This is a genomic window from Planomicrobium okeanokoites (genome assembly GCF_003428875.1).
Lineage (GTDB): Bacteria > Bacillota > Bacilli > Bacillales_A > Planococcaceae > Planococcus > Planococcus okeanokoites.
In genome coordinates this window covers 537097-559838 of record NZ_QQRS01000002.1, presented here as the reverse complement: position 1 = coordinate 559838, position 22742 = coordinate 537097, and the positions used below count along the sequence as shown (strand labels likewise).

Genomic DNA, 22742 nt, shown 5'->3' with positions numbered 1-22742 from the left:
ATTAAATGAGAAACTAATTGATAACGATTATCATTTTCAGTACAATCAATACTATAAGGCGGATGCATGTCATTGTCAACGGTCAACTTAAGAGAAAAGGATGATTCTAATGAATGAAATAGAAGTTTTTGACGTCACCATTATCGGCGGAGGCCCAGCAGGATTATATTCAGCTTTCTACAGCGGCCTTCGGGAAATGAAAACGAAAATCATCGAGTTCCAGCCGCGCCTGGGCGGGAAAATCCACGTTTATCCCGAGAAGATGATCTGGGATGTGGGCGGTCAGCCGCCGATGCCGGGTGCTAAGCTGATCGACCAATTGGTGGCGCAGGGACTGACATTCAACCCGGAAGTGGTTCTCAATGAGAAAGTCCAAAGCATTGAGAAACAGGAGGATGGCTTGTTCAGGCTGGAAGGCTCGTCCGGCCAGATCCATTTCTCCAAAACGGTGATCGTCGCAGTCGGCGGCGGCATCCTCAATCCGCAGAAACTGGAGATTGAAGGCGCCGAGCGCTTTGAAGTATCCAATCTTAATTACACCGTCAAATCGCTCGAACGTTTCAAAGGGAAGACCGTCCTCATTTCAGGAGGCGGCAACTCGGCCATCGACTGGGCCAATGAGCTCGAGCCGATTGCCGACAAAGTATTCGTCAGCTACCGGAAAGATGCGCTGGCAGGGCACGAAGCCCAGGTCAGCCAATTGCACGGGAGTTCTGTCGTGTGTTATTTGAATACATCCATCAGCCGGTTGATCGCTTCAGACAGCCGCGATGCCATCGAGCTCGTTGAGTTGACCAATCGGGTAACTGCGGAGAAAATCCTGCTTCCTATAGATGAAGTCATTATCAACCACGGCTATGAGCGCGACATCAGCTTGCTCGGCAACAGCCCTTTGGATATTGAGATTGCGGATGATTACTATATTGCGGGAACGCCTAAAAGCGAATCATCGGTCGATGGCCTCTTTGCCGCCGGCGATATCCTCCAGCATCCCGGCAAACTCAATCTCATCGCCGGCACATTCCAGGACGCAGCCAACGCCGTCAACCAGGCGAAAAGCTACATCCAGCCCGACGCCAATAAAATCGCCATGGTCTCGTCGCACAATGAAATCTTCAAGAAGCGCAACAAAGAATTGGTCAAACAGATGATGAGTTAAGGGAGGCGGCCTCTGGGGCCGTCTTTTTTTCTTTGAAGATGGAGTCGAGTTCAAAAGCGTGGAGCGGATGTTTTTCGCGGTGCGAAAAACTCCAGTCTTTGGGAAGCTGCCGCGGCAGTGGCGGCTTTTTCAAAATAGGGGTTGGGGTTGGTTAGGGGACCGCAACTAAGTTTAAGCGCAACTAAATTGAATCTAACCGCAACTAAATTGTGAAATCGCGCAACTAGAATAAATAATTTGTTAAATATTTCAAGTTGTAATTCTCTTTTTAACATTCCAGCTTTGAATAGTTGCTGACCGCACCCCAGATGGAGAAAACCGCACCTCGCAAGCTAATTTCCGCACCTCAAAAGGGAATAACCGCACCCCAACTGAGTCAAGCCGCACCCCAAACGGTTCAACCCGCACCTCACACGATCCAAGCCGCACCCCAAGCCAATCAACCCGCATCCCAATCACAAACCAGCCACATCCCCACCGATTTTATTCACATAAATCCCGAAAAAGTTTTCCAGTCGCTGGCAGATGTTCTATAATTGTAAGAATATTAAAAAGAGGATGTGGGGTTGATGGAGGAGTTTGACTGGGTAGGCAGCGAGGAGCATTTTGTGGATCGGCCGGATATATGGAAGATGCAGAAGATGGCGATCGGGCGGTTTGGCGGCAATTCGGCAGCGGGGCAGACGAAGAACGAGGATGCTTGTCTGGCTTGGGCGAATCCGGAAGAGGACTGGGAATTGGCGATGATCATGGATGCACATGATACGGCGGAAAGCGCCGAAGTGGTGATGGAGCAATTCCTCGCGCATCAGGAAGAGATCAGATCGTTCTTGTCCATGGACGTCAGCTTTGAATTTTTTCAGAGTCTCGAGGCTTTGCTGCTGCGGATTTTTCGGCAAAAGGATTTCCTCGCGACGTGCCGGGAGATACAGGGTGAAACCGCGTGTTTGATCACGATCCGCAAAGGCAAGCACTTGTATTGGTTTTCGGTCGGCGATTGCCTGCTCTATCTATTTCATCCAGAACTTGCGGCAATGGGACAATATCAGCTGAATCAGCGTCATTTTTACGAGTGGATCGGACGCAATAACAGCTTTGCCCAGGCAGTGCCGAGCTTCAGCAGCGGCTTGCGTGAATTGCGGCAAGGGCGGAACCAGATCTTATTGGCGACAGATGGCCTGACGGAATGTCCGGGCGAACCTTATAAGGAACCGGCAATTATCTACGATCAGTTTGATGAAATAAATGAAGAAACTGGCATCCGGAACTTGCTTGAAACCGTTCAGCAACAAGGGGTGCGAGACAGTGTCACGTTAGTCACCTGGACAGTGGATGTTGCAGAAAAACCGCTATACGCCAGCAATCAGCAAACTGTGACGAAAGAGGATAGTTGGGGTGTTGAGTAAAGCTGCAGCACCCAAACCCAGCCTGGAGCTCAAGAAATTGATGGCTTCTGCGATGGCGGAGAAGCAGGTGGAAGCGGAATATGCCCGGTATATTGAGGATCCGAATCGAAATTTATATCTAATGGGTGAAGCGGCGTTTATTGGCATCGACTTGAAAGGCCCTTCGCGCTGTGAGATTCGCCATATTGCAGTTGGCGTCGATTGCCGCAGCAGCGGAATCGGTTCCCGGATGATTGAAGAAGTCACCAAACGTCACGAGGTCCAGGAAATCTTTGCTGAAACAGATGTGGATGCCGTCGGTTTCTACCGGAAAATCGGCTTCAATATAAAAAGCCTGGGCGAAAAATACCCAGGCCGTGAACGATTTTATTGTGCGAAGACTTTGCCGTCCAAGTGACGGGTGCAGTTATAGAGCGGGCATTGCCACGCATCCTCAGCATTTTTCAAAATAGTGATCGAGGTATTATCGAGCAGGGTCTTCGTGAATTGCTCCGGCAATAATGATTGGAGCGTCAACCCGATCAAGCCGCCGTGGCTGACGACAAGGACACGTTTGCCCGGATAATCTTTCACGATGTCCTGCAAGGCAGCGGCACCGCGTTCGGCCACCGTTTCACGTGTTTCCATCCCGAGGTCGAGCGAGCGCCAGTCGGCTCCCCATTTGGCAATGCGGTCATCTTCGGTCGTGCCTTCGATTTCGCCGCCGCTCATTTCGCGCAGCCGCGCATCAAAACGGCTGACGGAAAGTCCGATTTTTGCGCCAATGATTTCAGCGGTTTCCTTGGCCCGTTCCAAATCACTGGTGATGATCAGGTCCCATTCCTCTTCGGCTGCCAGCCGTTCGGATAACGCGATGGCCTGTTCACGCCCGGTTTTATTCAGCGGAATATTGCTGTTGCCCTGCGCAATCCCGAGTACGTTCCATTCTGTAATGCCGTGTCTGACGATGCCGATTGTGGTCATCCGATCCAACTCCTTTGACGATTTCTACTATATAGAATAAACCAATTTTGGAACTGACGCACTCGCTAATATCAAACAGGGGGAATCCGGATGAATGAAAAAACCATGATTTACGAAAAATTACCGACTATTGAAAGCGAGAGATTACTATTGCGCAAACTCGAAATGACGGATGCAGATGACATGTTCGAATACGCATCCGAGCCCGCCGTATCGCGTTTCATGCCGTGGCAGGCACACCAAACAACTGACGATACGAGAGAGTTTATCAACTTTATTCGCCAAGGCTATGAAGACAATAAAAAGTTGACCTGGGCCATCGAGTTGAAGAGCGAAAACAAGATGATCGGAACCATCGATTTCGTCAGCTGGCTGCAGAAACGGCAGCGGGCGGAAGTCGGCTATACACTGTCCCATCATTATTGGGGGCAAGGACTGATGCTTGAAGCTGCGGAAACGCTGATCGATTTCGGCTTCAAGGAAATGGATCTCATCAAAGTAGAAGCGCCGATTATGCTGGACAATACACAATCACAGCGCGTCGCCGAAAAACTTGGCATGATTCGTGAAGGTGTATTGCGCAAACACATGATCATCAAAGGGGAATTTGTCGATCTGGCGATGTATGCGGTTCTGAAGGATGAATTTTATTCGCGGTAAGCGTGTGGTAAAATCGTAGTCAATCTCATTGTAAGGCGGGTGCTTTTGTGGAAGTCTTCCTGTTCATCGCGATTATCCTGACGGCATCCGTACTCCAGACCAGCACCGGTTTCGGATTCTCGATTCTGGCGACACCTTTTCTGTTGCTTCTTTTCGACGTCAGTGACGCCATCCAAATAAATCTTGTGCTGTCGCTGATCATTTCCTCAGCGCTGATTTCGAAAATTCGCAAAGACATTGATTTCGATATTTTGAAAAGGCTGATCATCGGCAGCATCGCGGGCATGCCGATTGGCATCGCTGTTTTTGTGGTTGCCGATATGCAGAAGCTGAAACTGGGCATCAGTTTGGTCATTCTGCTGCTGACTGTTTTGCTGATTTTATCCCTGCGCATCAGGCGGACGGCGGGTCGCGATTTCCTGTTTGGCGGCTTGTCGGGTAGCCTGACGACCAGCATCGGCATGCCGGGGCCGCCGCTTTTGCTGTATTTCTCGGGAACCGATACCCTGAAGGAAAAGCTTCGGGGAACCACGCTCGCATTTTATCTGTTCATTTATTCGGTCAGCCTGGTGCTCCAGATTATTTTTACGGGCACGCACCGCACCGTCTGGATCTCCAGCGCGATGGCCATCCCTATTGTGCTGCTCGGCCTGTATCTCGGTCAGCGGCTGTTCCACCGGATCGACCAGCGCACTTTCCGCTATGTCACTTATGCGATTCTGCTGTTTACGGGTGTGTATTTGTTGGTGGATAATTTGGGCTGACCACTATGGAATAAAAACGAAAATGTCTTTGAATATTTTCTAACCGCAACTAAATCAAGTTTAAGCGCAACTAAATTGAATCTAACCGCAACTAAATGACGAAATCGCGCAACTAAAAATAAAATATTGGAAAATATTTCAACTTAATGGTCGCTTTTTTGTATTATAGCTTTGAATAATTGCCGACCGCACCTCAAATGAAGATAACCGCACCTCGCAAGCCGATTTCCGCACCCCAACCGATTCAACCCGCACCCCAACCGATTCAACCCGCACCCCAACAAAAAAAAGCCATCTTTCTCACCGGCAAGCGGTGCAAGAAAGATGGCTTTTCGCATCATAAAATCAAAAATCGAAATTATCCGGGTCCGGACCGACGCGGCGGTTTTCATTGAGCGCGGAAATGCGTTCCATGTCTTCGTCGGTCAGCTCGAAATCGAATATTTGGCCGTTCTGGATGATGCGCGGTTCTTTTGAAGATTTCGGAATGGTGACGACGCCGTTTTGGAGGTCCCAGCGCAGGATAACTTGTGCCGGCGTTTTTTCGTTCTTCATCGCAATTTCCTCGAGGACAGGATGGTCGAGCAGCTTGCCTTGCATGAGCGGCGACCAGGCTTCCAATTGAATATTGCGGGCTTTACAGAATTTATGAAGTTCTTCCTGTGTCAGCAGCGGGTGATACTCGACTTGATTGACCATCGGTACGATATCGACATCCTTCAATACATTCTCCAGGTGATGGATCTGGAAATTACAGACGCCGATCGCTTTGACGCGGCCGTCTTTATACAATTTTTCAAGCGCGCGCCAAGCATCTTTATACTTTCCTTCCACCGGCCAATGGATCAAATATAGATCGAGATAATCGAGTCCCAGCTTCTCCAGGCTCGCTTCATATGCGGACAGCACAGAATCGTAGCCGAGATCGGAATTCCATACTTTCGATGTGATAAAGATATCTTCACGTGACAGGCCGGTTTCTTCGAGTGCTTCGCGGACTCCCCGGCCGACACCGGCTTCATTGCCATACATGGCGGCCGTATCGATGCTTCGGTAACCGTTGACAATTGCTGTCCGCACGCAATCGGCGGTCTCGTCGCCGTCCTTCAGCCCGGATACGCCGAGGCCGAACCAGGGCATTTCGACGGCATTATGCAATGTGCTGGCGGATGCCAAATTTTTCATCGGATGAACACCTCCCAATCGTAAATAACTTGTCTTTTAATATACCCGCTGTTCCAATAAAAAAACGGCAGCTGCGTTACGCTTTTGCAGCCTGCCGTTTCTTTTCGGTTTTATCGATGACAGTCGTGCCGACAAGGTCACCGGTTACGTTCAGCATCGTTGCGCCCATGCCGACAAGTGCGTCAATCGCTGTCAGCAATGCGACAGCTTCCATCGGCAGTCCGAGCTGCGCGAAGACGGTGGCGATCATGACGATTCCGGCTCCTGGCACACCGGCTGTACCGACAGAAGCGAGCGTACCGACGAGCACCACCATCAGCATATCCGGCAAGGATAAGGGATTGCCTGTCAAATTGGCGGCAAAAGCGGCGGATACGGCGATTCGGATGGCGGCTCCATCCATATTGATGGTAGCACCGAGCGGCAGGCTGAAGCCGTACAAACTTTTCGATAAGCCAAGACCGCGTGCTGCTTCAAGTGTCAACGGCAAAGTGCCGGAGCTGCTTTGTGTAACGAACGCTGTCAGAATCGGCGTTCGCGCATGGCGGAAGAAGATGCCCGGTTTTATTTTCATCAAAATCAACAGAAGGGTATAGAGCACAATCTGCACGGCGATGGCGACATACAGCACGAGCACCATTTCACCGAGTGACAGCAGCGTATCAAGCCCCTGGCTGCCGACCACTTCCGCCATGATGGCGAAAACGCCGATCGGCACATATTGCAGAATCACTTTCAGGACGACGATGGTCGCCTCATTCAGACCGTTGACGGTTTTATAAAGATGCTCCCCAAGCTCCCCGAATTCCGCTGAGCTGCGCATATAGGCGATCGCCAACCCGAACGCGAATGCCGTGAAGATGATGCCGAGCAGATTCATTTCAGTGAACGCAGTAAAGATATTCGATGGTACGATATTCAGCAGTACATTGATGACACCGGGATTTTCAGGGGTTTCAAAAGTTTCATCGGCTGGCAGCGTCATGCCGGTGCCGGGCTGGAACAGGGTTGCGACGGTCAACCCGACGATGATGGCGAACGCCGAACTTAAAACATAATAGAGAAATACCTTTCCGCCCATGCGGCCGAGGTCACCGAGACGGCTCTGATTGACGCCGACCATCAAGGTGAACAAGATCAATGGAATGATCAGGAACGTCAATAAATTCAGCAGCAGATCGCCGAGCGGCGCCAGCACCGCAGCGTCTTCCCCGAACAGCAGCCCGACGATCACTCCAAGGATCAGGGCGATGGTGATTTTAACTATTAAAGATGTATCTGTATATTTTCTCCAAATGGCTTTCATATGCTACCTCCTTCAAATTATTGAAATATAGTTTAATCCGTACAAAATTACTTGGAATTACCCATTACAGTAGATGAAGGGCGGGCAGCTGTCAAAGCCGTTGCTCAAAAGGATGGTTTTACTAAACGATATTCCGCAAAACTGCTCCGAAGACATTAGCCGAAGCTTGCAAGGCTAAGTCTTTGCGACGAAGCAGCGCAGCGATGCAGGAGCACGCTTTACTTCCGCTCTTTTGCTCCATATCTATAGAAACTTCACTCAAAACAAAAACTGTAGATAAGTGTGTATTTTTTTATCAAAAATTTACCCTATACACTATTAGTGCCCAATGTTATCCTATTGAAAACCAAATGCGAAGAAGAGAAGAGTAGGCAGATCCCAACCTTTCACAAGAGACCCCTGGCAGCTGGAAAAGGGGAGAGGCGGACGGCTGAAACAAAACTCTGAGCAGCGCGCCGGAACCAGCGAATGGGGGTGGCGCGACAGGAGCTCCTGTTACCGGGCAAAAGTATAAGCAGGCGCGTCCTGCCGTACTTAATGAGACTGGCATGGCGACATGCCGGTGAACTGGAGTGGCACCGCGAACCCGAACCGCCTCCAAGACGAATTGTCTTGGAGGCGGTTTTTTTATGACGAAATTATTTGATTGGAAAGATCCGCTGATTTTATTGGCGGCAGTCGGCATTTCGAATATCGGGGCATGGATTTACCTCATCGCCTTGAATCTCAAAGTGCTGGCGATGGCAGATAATTCAGCATTGGCGGTTGCCGGCCTCTATATGACCGTGCCGCTCGCCGCGATTTTCACGAATATGTGGGCGGGCAGTCTGATCGACCGGCTGAACAAGCGCAAGCTGCTGATCGGGCTCGACCTGGCACGGGCAGCGCTCATTCTGCTGCTGCCGCTGTTCGATTCGCTGGCATCCATCTATGCCGCCGTTTTTGTGCTCGGCATCGCCGGCTCCATGTTCGCGCCGACGTCGATGGCTTATGTGACCCTGCTGCTGAAACCTTCGCAGCGTCAGCGCTTTAACGCTTTTCGGAGCCTTGTCGGTTCCGGCGCTTTCCTGCTGGGTCCAGCTGTCGCCGGCACCTTGCTAGCCGTCGGCAGTGCGGACTTTGCCCTTTATACCAACGCCGCAGCTTTATTTCTTGCGGCTATGCTGACCGCCATTCTGCCGAACCTCGATGGCAATAAAACCGGCAGCGCCGAAGAGCCATTGAATCTGAAACTGGTTCGCCGCGATTTGGCTGCGGTGCTCGCTTTCAGCAGGCGGAACCGTTATATAGCGCTAGTCTATCTGACTTTCAGCGCGGTGACGGTGTTGGCAACTGCACTCGATTCACTGGAAGCTTCTTTTTCGATTCTGGTGCTTGGCTTGAGCGAACAGCAATACGGCTTTCTCGTCAGTGTCGCCGGTGCCGGGATTGCTGCCGGATCGCTCGTCGCCGCTGGGCTCGGCAATCGGCTGACAGTTTCTTTCCTGATGGGAGGGGGCGCGATAATCGTATCAGCCGGTTATCTCATCTATGCTTTTTCTGAGGATTTCACAGGCGCCGCAATCGGCTTCTTTGTCCTGGCGTTTGCGCTCGCATTCGCCAATACCGGTTTCCAAACCTTCTATCAGGAAAACATTCCCGTTGCCATGATGGGCCGGATCGGCAGCATCTACGGCATGGCTGAAGCGATCCTCGTCATCCCGCTGACACTTTGCTTTGCCGTGGCTGCTGAATTGCTGGCCATCCGCCCGGTCATCATCACCGGCTCCCTGCTGATACTCGGCGTCAGCAGCGGTCTGGCCATTTTGGTCAGCAAGGAGCAGCCCGCTGCGAATAAAACAGAGAGCGAAACCGCCGTATGATCGTAAAAAAAACAGACCTGCCATCCAACGGCAGGTCTGTTTTCCTATAAACGTTTATGCGACATTGCTTCGCGCATATCCTGAAGCGATTGTTTGCCGTCATCGCCGCGCTTAATCATCAGGTTGGTGTACAGCGCATCGATCAGACTCAGCTGCGCGATGCGGGAAGACAAGGCTTCCGAGCGGAAATCGGTTTCCTCAGAAACCGTGTAAAGGCAAATATCCGATTCCTTCGTCAACGGGGACTTCGCGAAGTTTGTCAGGCAGATGATGGTGACGCCTTTATTTTTCAGCACACGCAGCACATCCAAAATATCGGTCGTCGAGCCGGAATGGGAAATGACAATGGTGGCATCCTGCTCATTCATCTGGGATGCGGACATCACCTGGACATGGGCATCAAGATTCATGGCCACCGGCAAGCCGAGGCGAATGAATTTATGGTAGCCGTCCATCGCAACGCTGGCAGAACCGCCATTGCCGAAAAATTCGACTTTGCGGGCGTTCATGATCGTCGTGACGGCTTGCTCGATTGTTTCGCCGTCCACAATCTGCAGCGTCGCTTCCAATGTCTTGATATTGGACCGGAACACTTTTTCAGCGACCGTTTTCACTTCATCGCCTTCTTCGATCTGCTCGTGGATATCTTTAAGCGGCGTCACCACTTCGGAAGCCAAGGAGATTTTAAAGGCCTGAAAACCTTTAAAGCCGATGCGCTGGCAGAAGCGGAAGATGGTGGACTCCGCGATGTTTAATTCGTCTGCTATTTGATTGATCGTCAAATGGATGATATTGCGCGGATCATTTAATACAAAATCAGCGATTTTCTTTTCTTTGTCGCTGAACTGTGAATAATTGCCCCGTATGGCCGCCTGCGCAAACTTTTGTTCTTTCATAAGTGAATTCCTCATTTCTGACACGTTTCGTACTGACATTATACTACACTTCCCTTGTGTAAGGAAAAAAATTTGATATAATAAAACCACTACGGAAAAAAATTCCCAAAGGGGCGATTGAAATGGAAATTGGTTTGATTGGATTAGGAAAAATGGGCTTGAACCTGGCCTTGAACTTAGCGGACCACGGACATCAAGTGGTCGGATACGATAATTTTGCCACAGTTGAAGAGGATAGCTTCAAGCGGGTTTCTTCTATAGAAGAAATGGTAGGCAGCTTGAAAGCACCGCGTACGATCTGGCTGATGGTGCCGGCGGGCGAAATCACGGAAACAGTGATCGGCGAACTGCTGCCTTTACTCGAAAAAGGCGATACATTGATCGACGGCGGCAACTCGAATTATAAAGATACGCTGCGCCGCGCAGCAATGCTGCAGGAGCACGGAATTTATTTCTTCGATTGCGGCACGAGCGGCGGCACAGAAGGCGCGCGCCACGGCATCTGCTCGATGATTGGCGGCGACGAACAGAAATTCAAGGATATCGAACAGGTATTTAAGGACATCTCTGTTGAAAACGGCTACCTGTACACAGGCAAAGCCGGCAGCGGCCATTTCCTGAAAATGATCCACAACGGCATCGAATACGGCATGATGCAGGCGATTGCGGAAGGCTTCGATATCCTCAGTAAAAGCCAGTTCGATTACAATTATGAAGAAGTGGCAGGCGTGTGGGACAACGGTTCCATCATCAGCTCATACCTGATGGGCCTCACACAAAACGCGTTTTCAAAAGACGCCAACCTCGACGGCATCCGAGGCGTCATGAACTCATCCGGCGAAGGCCAGTGGACCGTCGAAACGGCACTCGATCTGCAAGTCGCAGCACCGGTCATCACCATGTCATTGATGATGCGTCACCGTTCACAGGAGGACGACACCTTCACAGGCAAAGTCGTCGCAGCCCTGCGCAACGAATTTGGCGGACATGCTGTGGTTAAGAAATAAAGGATATATAAACTGAATTAAAGTATCAGTTTAAAATTCCGCTTCGTCGCTTAGGACAAAGCTCCCGCAATAAGCCGAGAAGAGCACTCGTCTTTGCTCCGTCGGCATTCGCCTGCTCCATAGGCGCGCCGGCGCTGAGAGAAATCTCTGGAGATATGGAGCAAAACAGCGAAGACTCCCAGGGGAACAGAAACGGAGTTGGCTTTCCAACTCCGTTTCGAGCGAAGTGCTGAGATCCACTCGGACGAAGGGGACCGAGTCCGAGTTAGCTCAGTGCGAGCCCCCAGGAACGCGAAGCTGTTTTGCGGAATATCGTCTACTTGATTTATTGTCTTAACCTTTATATTTTAAAACAGTTAGACCGGCAACCCATATTTTATTCGCGTATAATTTGAGTATCAGAAGAGGAGGGTTCCAATGGCTGAACCATCACATTATCTTGGAGTGGACATCGGGACGACTTCGACGAAAGCCGTTCTGTTCGATAAAGCCGGGCAGGTGCTGGCGACGGAGACGATTTTCTATCCGCTACACACGCCGACGCCGCTGACAGCGGAACAGGATCCGGAAGAGATTTTCCGCGCGGTTCTCGGCACAGTGCGGGAAACGATCCGCAAAAGCGCCATCGACCCGGAAACGCTGAAATTGGTATCGTTCAGTTCGGCGATGCACAGCCTGATTGCGGTCGGCGCGAAGGATCAATTATTGACGGAAAGCATCACCTGGGCGGATTCGCGTGCTGCCAAACACGCCACCCGCATCAAGGAAGAAATGGACGGCCATTCAATTTACCTGCGCACCGGCACACCGATCCATGCCATGTCGCCGTTATCCAAAATCGTCTGGCTGAAAGAAGATAAGCCGGAGATTTTTGGTCAAACGGCGATGTTCGCAGACATCAAGAGCTTCGTGTTCCATAAATTATTCGGGGAATACGTCGTCGACCATTCCATCGCTTCAGCGACCGGCCTGTTCAATCTCGAGAACCTCGATTGGGACAGCGGTGCGCTTGAAGTTGCCGGAATCTATGCCGGCCAGTTGCCGAAACCGGTGCCGACGACGCACCCCTTGAGCGGCTTAGCGTCAGAATATGCTGCTTTCATGGGAATTCCTAAAGACGTGCCGTTCATTATCGGCGCAAGTGACGGCGTACTCGCCAATCTTGGGGTCGGCGCCATCGATCCGGGTGTCGTCGCTGTCACGATCGGCACAAGCGGCGCTGTGCGCACCGTTTCTCCGGTGCCGAAAACCGATCCGAAAGGGCGGACGTTCTGTTACGCGCTCACCGCCGACCACTGGGTCATCGGGGGAGCGGTCAATAACGGCGGCATCATTCTCCGTTGGCTGCGCGACGAATTCGCCGCGGCGGAAGTCGAAACGGCCAAACGACTGTGCATCGATCCGTACGACGTATTGACGCGCATCGCTTCAACCGTCAATCCGGGATCCGACGGTCTGCTGTTTCACCCATATTTGACGGGTGAACGCGCGCCGCTGTGGGATTCCAATGCCCGCGGCTCGTTTTTCGGCCTGAGCATCCATCACGAAAAGCAGCATATGATCCGTGCCGTGCTCGAAGGCATCGTCTATAACCTGTATACCGTTCTGCTCGCGGTCGAGGAATTGACCGGCGAACCGACGCTGATCAAAGCGTCCGGCGGCTTTGCCCGTTCGGAAATGTGGCGCCAGCTGATGGCCGATATCTTTGGCCAGCCCGTCACCGTTCCGGAAAGCTTCGAAAGCTCTTGCCTCGGCGCCGTCGTTCTCGGCATGTATGCGCTCGGTGAAATCGACGACTTCAGCATCGTCGGTGACATGATCGGCCACACGCATACCCACGAACCGGATCCGGACTGCACCGAAATCTACAAGGAACTGCTGCCGATTTTCATCCGGCTGTCACGCCTGTTAACAGACGAATATGCAAGCATCGCCGACTTCCAGCGTAAGCACCTGGGCTGATGCGAATAAAATCCGGTGCCCCCAATGGATGGGGTGCCGGATTTTTTTATGTGGCAATTCACATAGGGAAAGGTGTATACGGATAAGATGGAGAGTGGAAGTTTTTCGCAGGCCAGAAAACTTCCAGTGTTGTGGGAACCTTCGCGGGAGCGGAGGTTTTTTCATATTAAGGGGGTTTTGGTAGAAGGGGGATAGATTTGAAACGCCAGCTGGAAATATTTTCTTTATTTTTCCTCTTTTACATTTTCTGTGGAAATTGTGACTTATGCGCGATTAGAGAGTTTTATGCGCGTTTAGAAGAATTATTGCTTAAAAAAGGTTATAGGTTTTTAAAAATTTATTATGGATAAAATTTCCGGACTTAGCATGTTAACTTTTGCGCCAGCGAAGAATTATTAAAAGTAGACCAAGTTATAGTAGGGAATTAGAGTGCTTCGCTGGGAATACTTTCTTTATATTATTTAGAATTCGAAAAATTCTTAGTCCAATGAATTTGCGGGCGATAAAATAATTATACGGGCGATTAAATGGATTTGCGGGCGATTAAAAAATTTTGCGGGCGTTCCAGAGTGCTTTACGGGCGTTCAGCAGAAATTCTCCTCAATGAAACCGATACAGCTTCTTTTTAAAATAATATTAGCTAATATTTCCAGACTCACCACCACCTTTATTGTCAGAAAACAAAAATTATTAACTATAATTTACCAGCTCAAAATGATACGATATTAGCAGAAACAGCATCACCAAGGGGGAAGCGTGGATGGAGTTTGATGTGATCGTAGTGGGGGCCGGGTTGGCGGGATTGACGGCAACAGCGGAGTTGGCGGATGCCGGCAGGAAAGTTTTATTGGTGGACCAGGAACCGGAAGCGTCTTTCGGCGGACAGGCCTGGTGGTCATTTGGGGGATTATTCCTGATCGACTCGCCGGAACAGCGGCGTATGGGAATCAAAGATTCGAAAGAGCTGGCGTGGCAGGACTGGCTTGGCGCGGCAGGCTTTGACCGGACAGGCGATGAAGATTATTGGGGATTGAAATGGGCGAAAGCGTATGTCGATTTCGCAGCTGGTGAAAAACGGGAATGGCTTGCCAAAATGGGTGTGAAATTCTTCCCTGTCGTCGGCTGGGCCGAGCGAGGCGGCTATCTCGCCGAAGGCCACGGCAATTCGGTGCCGCGGTTCCATATCGTGTGGGGCACGGGTCCAGGAATTGTCGCGCCATTCGAACGCCGCGTCCGGGAACATATGAAAAACGGACTCGTCGAATACCGGCCGCGCCATCAAGTGGACGGCTTATTGACCCAAGGCGGTGCCGTCACCGGTATCCATGGATCGATTCTGGAACCGAGCAACGTGGCAAGGGGAGAAGTAAGTTCACGCAATAAAATCGGAGACTTTACATATAACGCCAAAGCGGTAATCGTCACAAGCGGCGGCATCGGCGGCAATCACGAATTGATCCGCAAAAATTGGCCGGAGCGGCTCGGCGAAGCGCCGCAGGACATGTTATCCGGTGTGCCGGAACATGTCGATGGCCGGATGCTCGCGATTACGGAGCAGGCAGGCGGTCGCCTCGTTAACCGCGACCGCATGTGGCATTACACGGAAGGCATCAAAAACTGGAGCCCGGTGTGGAAGCGCCACGGCATCCGCATTCTGCCGGGACCGTCTTCACTGTGGTTCGATGCAACCGGCAAACGCTTCCCGGCGCCGAACTTCCCAGGCTTCGATACGCTGGGGACGCTCGAAACCATACAAAAAACAGGCTATAGCTATTCCTGGTTTATCCTGACGCAAAAAATAATCGAGAAGGAATTTGCGCTGTCGGGCTCTGAGCAGAATCCGGATTTGACCGGCAAAAGTATCCCGCAGGTGCTTTCCCGGGTAAAAAAAGGCGCAACAGCGCCGGTCCAGGCTTTCATGGATAAAGGCGAAGATTTTATTGTCGCGGATAATCTGCCCGATCTGGTGTCCGGGATGAACGAGCTGACCGGCGAAAACCTGATCGATCTGAAAGAAATCGAACGGCAAATTGCTGCGCGTGACCGCCAGCTGGACAATACATTTACAAAAGATCTGCAGGTGACAGCGATGCGCGGAGCCCGGAATTACAGGGGCGACCGTTTGATCCGCGTCGCTGCGCCGCATAAAATATTGGATCCAAAAAACGGTCCCCTCATCGCAGTGCGCTTGAATATCGTCAGCCGCAAAACGCTCGGCGGCCTGCAGACGGACTTAAGCTCACGCGTCCTGAATGACGCCGGCCAGCCCATTCCGGGATTATACGCCGCGGGAGAAGTCGCCGGTTTTGGCGGCGGTGGAGTGCACGGCTACCGTTCGCTCGAAGGGACATTCCTTGGAGGCTGCCTGTTTTCCGGCAGAGTCGCAGGACGGGCTGCAGCTGAATTCAGCGGCTGATATCGATGGAGAGGATGATTTAGATGAATAAGAACTATCTTACTTTCGCTTATGCAATTTCTGGTATCAGCATCATCATCGGCTTGCTCATGATCTTCAACAGCGGCTCCAGGGGGCAGTCACTCGCTTCTGCCGAAATTAACCGTAATGACGGTATGATGGATACAGCTCAATACAATATGAGCTACGAAGCCGGCATCAACCAATTTCTTATCCTGGGCGGCATTCTTATGGGCTTCGGCTTATTGATGACCTGCGTCCTGTCATTTGTTCTATTACTCAGATCCAAGCCGGAAGCCGAGGAAGAATTGCATGTTTGATGATCATCCGGACTACTCCCGTACATGGCTGCCTTTGGACTTTGAGTGGAAATTTGTTTTATTTCTATTGGGTATGGTTGCAATCCTGTTTCTCGTCAATCTGTTCCTGAAGAAAGTGTTGGGTGTCGAGAAACGGAATATATTCAAAACGAATTATGTGAATGCCAGGCATGAGAAAGTGGAGTTCTACTTGAATATAGCCGGGACTGTGGGGATGGTTGCTGCATTAATCTATGGATATGAACATGGTGCGCTGTATCCGATCTACGCCTCTGTCGTCGCGGCGTTGATCGTCACTCTCTACAAAGCGTATATGGAACGGAAATACGCAGAAAATCCGAGGGAGTACATTTTCACACTTCTTGAATTTCCTTTGATCATCCTGCTTATCCTAAGTTTCGCCGGTTTCATGTTCCCAGATATTCCATTATTTTAAGCAAAGGATGAATTTTGATGAAAAATAAAACGATGAGACTGGGGTGGATCCTGCCGAATGTGCTGATGTATTTTTTACTGATCGGTTTGCTGGTATTCATTAGTCTAAACGCTGAAGGACTGCAGGAAATAAACCAATTTATCATCTATATCATGCTGGCGTTAATGCTGGGGCTTGTGACAGTGGGCGGCAGTTTCCGGATACGGAGTTGGATTAAAGAAGGCAAGTTATGAAAGGCGGGAATCACATCATGCAGGAACAGCAGGAGCTGATAATCCGTCCATATGAAGTAACGGATTTTCCGGCAATTCATCAGCTGAATGAACAGGAAGGCTGGAGCAATCTGGTGGCGAATCATGTACAGACCAAAGCGGCATGGCAAGGGTCGAATCTGGCCGTAGTGGCGGAGCAGGATGGCCAATTGGTCGGCTGTCTGCGCGCGCTGACGGACGGAGCAGTGACACTATATGTCTGCGAATTAATTATAGAGAAAAGCAGGCGGGGCACTGGAATTGGCGGGAAGTTAATGCAGCATGTCCATGATTTACATCCTGGAACACGGATGGAATTGCTCGCCAGCAGCACATCAAGAACGTATTATGAAACAAAAAAGTTCCGTGCTTTTTATGGATTCCGAAAAACGTATGAGGAATAACTGAAATGTTTCACGTGGAACATCTTTTTGTTCTTTTAGCATGATTTTGTCCGGATGGACAAGGAAGAGGAGACGGTACGATGCGGGGAGAAAAAGTTCATATCCGTTTTTTGACGCTGGACGACGCGGAAGCGAAATTACAGATGGAACTGGACAACAAAGAGTTCTTCAAAGAATTCTCCGTCATTACCGGCGAAGATTTCTATACTTTATTGATGCAAAAAGAAGTGATCGAACAAAGCACGGAGAACCGCGAAGCTGGCCGGGAGTATAATTTTGCGATTGTGGAGAATGAAACCGGCCGATTGGTGGGCTCGATCAACCTTTTCCGGATTTTCCGCGGACCGCTGCAAAGCAGTATGATCGGTTATGTAGTCGACAAGAAATTTAATGGCAGAGGCTATGCGACAGAAGCGATCCGGCTCGCTGCGGATTACGCTTTCCAGGAACTTGGACTTCACCGGATTGAAGCCGGTGTCATGCCCCATAATGCCCCGTCAATCCGCGCGCTTGAAAAGGCTGGGTTCGAACGGGAAGGACTTGCCCGTAAAAATGTGCAGATCAATGGCCAGTGGCAAGATCACGTGGTCATGGCAATCATCAATCCGGAAGACGAATAAAGAAGTGGAACTATTGATGGAGCGGGAGATGCGGGATGAAAACGAAAGAAGACGTTTTGAATCTCATTGAAAAAGACGGATGGATGATGGAAGTGCTGCGTACAGCAGAGTCGCTGCAATTGCCGGATTGGTGGGTGTGCGCCGGCTTTGTGCGTTCCAAAGTTTGGGATCGTCTTCACGGTTATGCGGATAGAACTCCTTTGGGCGACATCGACGTCATTTATTTTGATGAAAATGCTTTGGACGAAGAGCTGGAGAAAGACTACGAAAGTCAGTTGGGCCGGCTGATGCCGGGCTTGCCGTGGTCGGTAAAGAATCAGGCACGAATGCACGAAGCCAATGCTTTGCCGCCTTACCGGTCCGCAGTCGACGCCATTTCGCAATTCCCGGAAACGGCGACTGCGTTAGGAGCGAAGCTGGATGAGCATGGCGAGTTTGAATTGACGGCGCCGCACGGTATGGATGATTTAATTCGCATGAAAGTTTGTCCGACTCCGGCTTTTGAAAAAGACGAGCGATTGATGGAGATTTATCATCAACGGGTCGAATCCAAGAAGTGGACAGAAAAATGGCTGAAAGTGGAAGTGGATGCAGGAATAAAGCGGCATTAAGAGGTGGAAGTTATGAAAATCGAATCGGAACGTTTAGTTCTTCGCCGTTATGTGGATGGAGACTTCGCTTTTTTGCATGGCATGGCAGCGGATCCCGAAATGGTGAAATATGTCGGAAACGGCGAAACGCGGGATAGGGACGGAGCGCTGCGTTTTCTTTACTGGGTTTATCAGGGGTATAAGGATGATCCGGCAACAGGGCTGTTATTGCTGGAGCGGAGGAGCGACGGGGAGCCTGTGGGCCATGCCGGACTCGTCCCGCAAAAAGTGGACGGCGCCGATGAATGGGAAATCGGCTACTGGGTTGCTAAGGATTACTGGTCACAAGGCTACGCGACTGAAGCGGCAAAGACCCTGCGGGATTATGCTTTCGGTGAACTCGGCAAAAAACGTGCTGTGTCATTGATCCATCCTGACAATAAAGCATCGCAGCGGGTTGCTGAAAATTGCGGCATGAAGCTGGAGAAAGAGAGTCTGATATCCGGCAGAGCCGCTTATGTATATGCAATCCACAAGGAGGAATGGAAATGAAATTTCCTGTATTGGAAACACCAAGGCTTCGTTTGGTTCAAATTGGTCCCGAGCATATCGATGCGCTGTTCGGCATCTTATCCAAAGACGAAGTAACGGAGTATTACGGAATGGACAGTCTTCAAGACCGCCACATTGCTGAAAAAATGGTGTCGGCGTTTCAAGTCGGCTTCGAAGCTCAGCGCAGTTATCGCTGGGGGCTGGAACTGAAAGAGACCGGTGAGTTTATCGGCACAATCGGGCTGAATAATTTAAATCCGGGAGCAAAGAAATCGGAGATCGGCTATGAATTGCATCCGGATTTCTGGCGCAGGGGGCTGGCGAAAGAAGCCGTGCTTGAAGTACTCCGTTATTCGTTCGAAGAATTGGGGCTCTACCGGATGGGTGCGGTCACATATCCTGCGAACGATGCTTCAAACACCATGCTGAAAAAACTGGGGTTCAAGCAGGAAGGGGTATTGCGCGGTTATTTATTCCAGCGGGGAACCTCGCACGACGCGCTGATTTTTTCGCTGCTTGAACCGGAATGGAAGGCGTTGCGGGTGAATGGCAATGGCTGATGGCTCCAACATAACTTTGATGACGATGTGTCTTGTACTCGACGGCGATAAGGTGCTGCTGATTGAGCGGCCGCCGGAAAAAGGGTTTCCGGGTTATATCGGAGCCGGCGGAAAAGTGGATTTTCCGGAGTCGATTGCCGAAGGCGCCATCCGTGAAGTGAAAGAAGAAACGGGATTGACTGTCACCAGGCTGATTTATAAAGGATTGGATGAATTCACTGACCTCAGTGAGGGTTCACGTTATATGGTGTTCAATTACATAGCAGTGGAATTTGAAGGCGAGCTGCTGGAAAATCCGCCGGAAGGAAAGTTGATGTGGGTGCCAGTGGCAGAAGCGCTGAAGCTGCCGATGCAAGGATGGTTCCGTGAGCGCTTTCCATTATTTTTTGAAGATGGCACATTTGAAGTGCATAAGCGATGGGACGGCGTTCAGGAAGAGGCGTTGAAGGAGTCGATCAGAAAATTATAGGACAAGGCGGGCGATCGAATGGTGAAAATCGTCGACACAGCAGGTTATTTTTTGAAGAATTACGAGGGCACCACTGCATTTTTAAGAAGTTATTATAACGAATATCCGGAAATTTTCGCCGAATATTTCGCTTATCATTGCAAGGACACAGAAGAACGCCATCTGCAGTCGATCCGCAAATACCCAAAAGCGATGGAGGGAATCGAAGCCGCCCGGTGGAGGCTGCCTGCCTTAATAGAAGAAACCGCTACAGCCTACGAACGGCTTTACGGCATCACGTTTCCGGTCGATGTGAATCTGCTTGTCGGAGGTTTTGGCTCGAATGCCTATACATACCGGGCATTGATCCCGGATATCAGCTTCGCGCTTGAAAAACTGTCGCCGGAGCCGGACCATTTGCGGGTTATCGCCGCGCATGAGTTCGGCCATGCGGCACATCACATCATTTCTGACAGGGCAGATATCGATTGGAGCCGGGTTGACTGGACCCACCCGCTGACTTGGATTTATCAGGAAGGCGCGGCTACGCATTTTTCGAGAAAGACTGCAGCCGGTCTGGATGCGGCCGTCTATTATTCATTCGACAGCGAAGGCGGCGAATGGCTGGATTTTGCGGTCCAAAATACCGCTGAAATAAAACGGGCATTCGCGGAAGATTACCGGACACTCGATTCGGCGGAGCTATTCAAGGAATGGTTCTCCATCAACGGCGGCAAGCGTTTCGGCTATGATCGGCTCGCATATTTCCTGGGAAATAATTTCTTTCAAAGCAAAATTGAAGAGATCGGTGAACTGAAGGCGATACTCGACTGGGGAGAGGAAGGGTTTCTGGAATCTGCTGAGGAGTGGTTGGAGGGATAGTGTGGCGATGTAAATGTGCGGGTGAAAGTCACCCGCATATTTACTCTTGTTATGTAGAGAACGTTTCCGGTGCCGCTAAAAATGACAACAGCTCCTCGCGGTCTTCCGGATAGGAAAATGGCAACATACGCAATTCTTCAGCCGGCTTCCAGGCGATATCAAGTATCGACTCGTCGGGATCTTGAATTTTAGCTTCGCCTCCGATAATGTTGACGGCAAAATAATGAACTTCATAGGCAATATTAAGATGTTCATATACACCTTTCTTCACTTTAAGTTTCATCAGGATTTCCGCTGTAAAGCCGGTTTCCTCTTCAATTTCCCGGAGCACGCATTGCTCGAAAGTTTCTCCTTTTTCGAGGCCGCCTGTGGGAATGGACCATTTTTGGGTTTCAACAGTTTCGCCTTCCAGAACCATCAATAATTGGGACGATTCATTTATGCAGATTCCAGCAGCACCATACCAGGTTCCCATTGCAGTCGCACCTTTCTCTAACAGGGTTCTGTAATTATTTCGACAAAACAGGGAAGTCTCCTTTTAGTGAGAGGGCTTTTTTAATGAATAGTGTCTGAACTGTGCATGTAACTGTCCCACCCGATTTATGTTAAAATTTAGGTAATCAAGATCAACGGAGGAATACATATATGTTAAATAAGCAAGGCTTTGATTTGTGGGCAAACGATTACGACCGCACCGTTCAATTGAGCGAAGAAAACAACGAATATCCGTTTGCAGGATATAAGGAAATATTGAATTTGATTTTCAATGAAGCTATGCAGAAAGAACAATCGCATGTGCTGGACATCGGATTCGGAACAGGTATATTAGCGGCAAAACTATGCGAAAATGGCCACCATATCGACGGCATCGATTTTTCGGAGGAAATGATCGCCATCGCGCAGCAGAAGATGCCGAAAGCACGTCTCCTGCAAGCGGACATCACTGAAGGTCTGCCGGAACCGATTGCCAGCAGCCTTTATGATACGATCGTCAGCACGTATGCGCTGCACCATCTGACGGATGCAGAGAAAACGGTATTTATCGAAACCTTGCTGGCGCGCTTGAAGCCGGATGGCAAGATCTATATCGGCGATATCGCGTTCCGTACACGCAAAGATCTGGCGCAATGCCGATTGAACAGTATTTCTTACTGGGACGAGGATGAGTTCTACTTTGCCTACGACGAGTTTAAAGCATCGATCAGTCACATCTGCCACAGTGAATTTCACCCCGTGTCGCATTGTGGGGGCGTCATCATTCTGTCAAAAGCAAACACGGATGTTTCGTAACAGCAGGGAAGAAATGAAAAATGGAGGAATCCAGCCATGAAATTTGCAGTGATAACGGATGTCCACGGCAACGCCGGCGCTTTGGAAGCGGTGCTTGCTGAAATCGACGCTGCCGGTGATGTCAGCCATATTTATTGTCTGGGCGATATGATTGCGATCGGTCACGAAACGGGTGAAGTGCTGGGTATCCTGTTTGGCCGGAACGACGTATCGATGCTCACCGGCAACCACGATGAAGCTGTTCTGGCGCTCGCAGCAGGACGCGAATATCCAAGAAGCCATCTCCACGTCCTTGCCCACCATCAATGGATTGCGGATAATATGGACGCCAAGTTTATCGGGAAGCTTGAGCAATTGCCGCGCGTCATCCGTGAAGAATTCAGCGGACATCGTGTGCTTTTCACACATTATCATATGGAAAACCGTAAAACGGCAATGCCGATCAGCGAGGATCCGTTCTCACAGATCGTCGAGCCGAATCTTGGCAACGCTGAAAAAATGTTCAGCGGCCACGATGAAAGTCTCATTTGCTTCGGCCATCACCATCCGCAGCATTTTTTTCATAACGACCGGACGATTTACCTGAACCCCGGTGCTCTCGGCTGCAACGATAAACCGGAAGCACCGTATGCCATCATCGAAGCGAAAGAAGAGGGCTTTGAAGTGGAAATAAAATCGGCTGCCTATGACAATAAAAAGTTTCTTGAGGCATATGACAAACTGCAGGTGCCGGAGCGTGATTTCATTCTGCGCATATTCCACGGCGGCCAGGCAAATGCTTCATTGAAAAAGAGATAGGGGAG

Annotated in this window: 27 protein-coding genes; 22 read left to right on the top strand and 5 right to left on the bottom strand. The window is 50.3% G+C overall.

Annotation, left to right across the window (positions count from 1 at the left end):
• Positions 1 to 109 precede the first annotated feature (109 nt).
• The 3 genes from D2910_RS07830 (at position 110) to D2910_RS07820 (ending at position 2962) form a co-directional block, all read left to right on the top strand.
• A complete protein-coding gene (locus D2910_RS07830) occupies positions 110 to 1159 on the top strand; it encodes an NAD(P)/FAD-dependent oxidoreductase (protein ID WP_117313031.1) in 1050 nt (349 codons plus the stop codon).
• Positions 1160 to 1728: 569 nt separating this feature from the next.
• Entirely contained in the window at positions 1729 to 2565 is an 837-nt protein-coding gene (locus tag D2910_RS07825; protein ID WP_117313030.1) for a PP2C family serine/threonine-protein phosphatase, read from the top strand.
• A complete protein-coding gene (locus D2910_RS07820; protein ID WP_240633576.1) occupies positions 2555 to 2962 on the top strand; it encodes a GNAT family N-acetyltransferase in 408 nt (135 codons plus the stop codon). Before D2910_RS07825 ends, D2910_RS07820 begins: the two co-directional genes overlap by 11 nt.
• On the opposite strand, the gene D2910_RS07815 is transcribed toward D2910_RS07820, so the two are convergent.
• Complete coding sequence (locus D2910_RS07815) at positions 2932 to 3528, bottom strand: histidine phosphatase family protein (protein ID WP_117313029.1); 597 nt, start codon at positions 3526 to 3528, stop codon at positions 2932 to 2934. The two genes, D2910_RS07820 and D2910_RS07815, sit on opposite strands and share 31 nt — an antisense overlap.
• A 90-nt stretch (positions 3529 to 3618) precedes the next feature.
• Between D2910_RS07815 and D2910_RS07810 the strand changes: the two genes are divergently transcribed.
• Both D2910_RS07810 and D2910_RS07805 read left to right on the top strand, forming a co-directional pair.
• Positions 3619 to 4188: a GNAT family N-acetyltransferase gene (locus tag D2910_RS07810; protein ID WP_117313028.1), complete on the top strand. Its 570-nt coding sequence runs from the start codon at positions 3619 to 3621 to the stop codon at positions 4186 to 4188.
• Positions 4189 to 4235: 47 nt separating this feature from the next.
• Positions 4236 to 4952, top strand: a complete 717-nt coding sequence (locus tag D2910_RS07805) for a sulfite exporter TauE/SafE family protein (protein ID WP_117313027.1) — start codon at positions 4236 to 4238, stop codon at positions 4950 to 4952.
• 345 nt (positions 4953 to 5297) lie between these two features.
• Here D2910_RS07805 and D2910_RS07800 read toward each other — a convergent pair whose 3' ends face one another.
• Complete coding sequence (locus D2910_RS07800) at positions 5298 to 6137, bottom strand: aldo/keto reductase (protein ID WP_117313026.1); 840 nt, start codon at positions 6135 to 6137, stop codon at positions 5298 to 5300.
• Between the two features lie 76 nt (positions 6138 to 6213).
• The gene (locus D2910_RS07795; RefSeq protein ID WP_117313025.1) at positions 6214 to 7443 is read right to left on the bottom strand and encodes a dicarboxylate/amino acid:cation symporter; all 1230 of its coding nucleotides are present in this window, start codon (positions 7441 to 7443) and stop codon (positions 6214 to 6216) included.
• Between the two features lie 629 nt (positions 7444 to 8072).
• Between D2910_RS07795 and D2910_RS07790 the strand changes: the two genes are divergently transcribed.
• The gene (locus D2910_RS07790; protein WP_117313024.1) at positions 8073 to 9305 is read left to right on the top strand and encodes an MFS transporter; all 1233 of its coding nucleotides are present in this window, start codon (positions 8073 to 8075) and stop codon (positions 9303 to 9305) included.
• A gap of 44 nt (positions 9306 to 9349) precedes the next feature.
• Here the strand turns inward: D2910_RS07790 and D2910_RS07785 are convergent, their stop codons facing one another.
• Positions 9350 to 10201, bottom strand: coding sequence for a MurR/RpiR family transcriptional regulator (locus D2910_RS07785; protein WP_117313023.1), 852 nt, complete (start codon positions 10199 to 10201; stop codon positions 9350 to 9352).
• A gap of 122 nt (positions 10202 to 10323) precedes the next feature.
• Here D2910_RS07785 and gnd point away from each other — a divergent pair, with 122 nt between their 5' ends.
• The 14 genes from gnd to D2910_RS07720 all read left to right on the top strand — a co-directional run bounded on the left by gnd (position 10324) and on the right by D2910_RS07720 (position 20649).
• Positions 10324 to 11208 (top strand): phosphogluconate dehydrogenase (NAD(+)-dependent, decarboxylating), encoded by an 885-nt coding sequence (gene gnd, locus D2910_RS07780; protein WP_117313022.1) that lies wholly within the window; start codon positions 10324 to 10326, stop codon positions 11206 to 11208.
• A 417-nt stretch (positions 11209 to 11625) separates the two neighbouring features.
• Positions 11626 to 13170, top strand: coding sequence for a gluconokinase (gntK, locus tag D2910_RS07775; protein WP_117313021.1), 1545 nt, complete (start codon positions 11626 to 11628; stop codon positions 13168 to 13170).
• 197 nt (positions 13171 to 13367) lie between these two features.
• Positions 13368 to 13520, top strand: coding sequence for a hypothetical protein (locus D2910_RS16860; protein ID WP_165850154.1), 153 nt, complete (start codon positions 13368 to 13370; stop codon positions 13518 to 13520).
• A 389-nt stretch (positions 13521 to 13909) separates the two neighbouring features.
• A complete protein-coding gene (locus D2910_RS07770; protein WP_377280309.1) occupies positions 13910 to 15586 on the top strand; it encodes an FAD-binding dehydrogenase in 1677 nt (558 codons plus the stop codon).
• Between the two features lie 23 nt (positions 15587 to 15609).
• Positions 15610 to 15906: a hypothetical protein gene (locus D2910_RS07765; RefSeq protein ID WP_117313019.1), complete on the top strand. Its 297-nt coding sequence runs from the start codon at positions 15610 to 15612 to the stop codon at positions 15904 to 15906.
• Positions 15899 to 16342: a DUF4181 domain-containing protein gene (locus D2910_RS07760; RefSeq protein WP_117313018.1), complete on the top strand. Its 444-nt coding sequence runs from the start codon at positions 15899 to 15901 to the stop codon at positions 16340 to 16342. Before D2910_RS07765 ends, D2910_RS07760 begins: the two co-directional genes overlap by 8 nt.
• Before the next feature lie 17 nt (positions 16343 to 16359).
• Complete coding sequence (locus D2910_RS07755) at positions 16360 to 16575, top strand: hypothetical protein (protein WP_117313017.1); 216 nt, start codon at positions 16360 to 16362, stop codon at positions 16573 to 16575.
• The gene (locus tag D2910_RS07750) at positions 16572 to 16997 is read left to right on the top strand and encodes a GNAT family N-acetyltransferase (RefSeq protein WP_240633575.1); all 426 of its coding nucleotides are present in this window, start codon (positions 16572 to 16574) and stop codon (positions 16995 to 16997) included. Before D2910_RS07755 ends, D2910_RS07750 begins: the two co-directional genes overlap by 4 nt.
• An 80-nt stretch (positions 16998 to 17077) precedes the next feature.
• Positions 17078 to 17617 carry a GNAT family N-acetyltransferase gene (locus tag D2910_RS07745; protein ID WP_101801070.1) on the top strand — a complete coding sequence of 180 codons (540 nt, stop codon included), beginning with the start codon at positions 17078 to 17080 and terminating at the stop codon, positions 17615 to 17617.
• 35 nt (positions 17618 to 17652) lie between these two features.
• On the top strand, positions 17653 to 18228 hold the full coding sequence (locus D2910_RS07740) for a nucleotidyltransferase family protein (RefSeq protein WP_117313016.1): 576 nt from the start codon (positions 17653 to 17655) through the stop codon (positions 18226 to 18228).
• Positions 18229 to 18240: 12 nt separating this feature from the next.
• On the top strand, positions 18241 to 18759 hold the full coding sequence (locus tag D2910_RS07735) for a GNAT family N-acetyltransferase (protein ID WP_101801072.1): 519 nt from the start codon (positions 18241 to 18243) through the stop codon (positions 18757 to 18759).
• Entirely contained in the window at positions 18756 to 19319 is a 564-nt protein-coding gene (locus D2910_RS07730; protein ID WP_117313015.1) for a GNAT family N-acetyltransferase, read from the top strand. Before D2910_RS07735 ends, D2910_RS07730 begins: the two co-directional genes overlap by 4 nt.
• Entirely contained in the window at positions 19312 to 19788 is a 477-nt protein-coding gene (locus tag D2910_RS07725) for an 8-oxo-dGTP diphosphatase (RefSeq protein WP_117313088.1), read from the top strand. The genes D2910_RS07730 and D2910_RS07725 overlap by 8 nt, the downstream gene beginning before the upstream one ends.
• 18 nt (positions 19789 to 19806) lie before the next feature.
• Complete coding sequence (locus D2910_RS07720) at positions 19807 to 20649, top strand: hypothetical protein (RefSeq protein WP_117313014.1); 843 nt, start codon at positions 19807 to 19809, stop codon at positions 20647 to 20649.
• Between the two features lie 49 nt (positions 20650 to 20698).
• On the opposite strand, the gene D2910_RS07715 is transcribed toward D2910_RS07720, so the two are convergent.
• A complete protein-coding gene (locus D2910_RS07715) occupies positions 20699 to 21124 on the bottom strand; it encodes an NUDIX hydrolase (protein ID WP_117313013.1) in 426 nt (141 codons plus the stop codon).
• A 170-nt stretch (positions 21125 to 21294) separates the two neighbouring features.
• Between D2910_RS07715 and D2910_RS07710 the strand changes: the two genes are divergently transcribed.
• Together D2910_RS07710 and D2910_RS07705 are read left to right on the top strand one after the other, a co-directional pair.
• On the top strand, positions 21295 to 21939 hold the full coding sequence (locus tag D2910_RS07710; protein ID WP_117313012.1) for a class I SAM-dependent methyltransferase: 645 nt from the start codon (positions 21295 to 21297) through the stop codon (positions 21937 to 21939).
• A 36-nt stretch (positions 21940 to 21975) separates the two neighbouring features.
• On the top strand, positions 21976 to 22737 hold the full coding sequence (locus tag D2910_RS07705) for a metallophosphoesterase family protein (protein WP_117313011.1): 762 nt from the start codon (positions 21976 to 21978) through the stop codon (positions 22735 to 22737).
• Positions 22738 to 22742 lie beyond the last annotated feature (5 nt).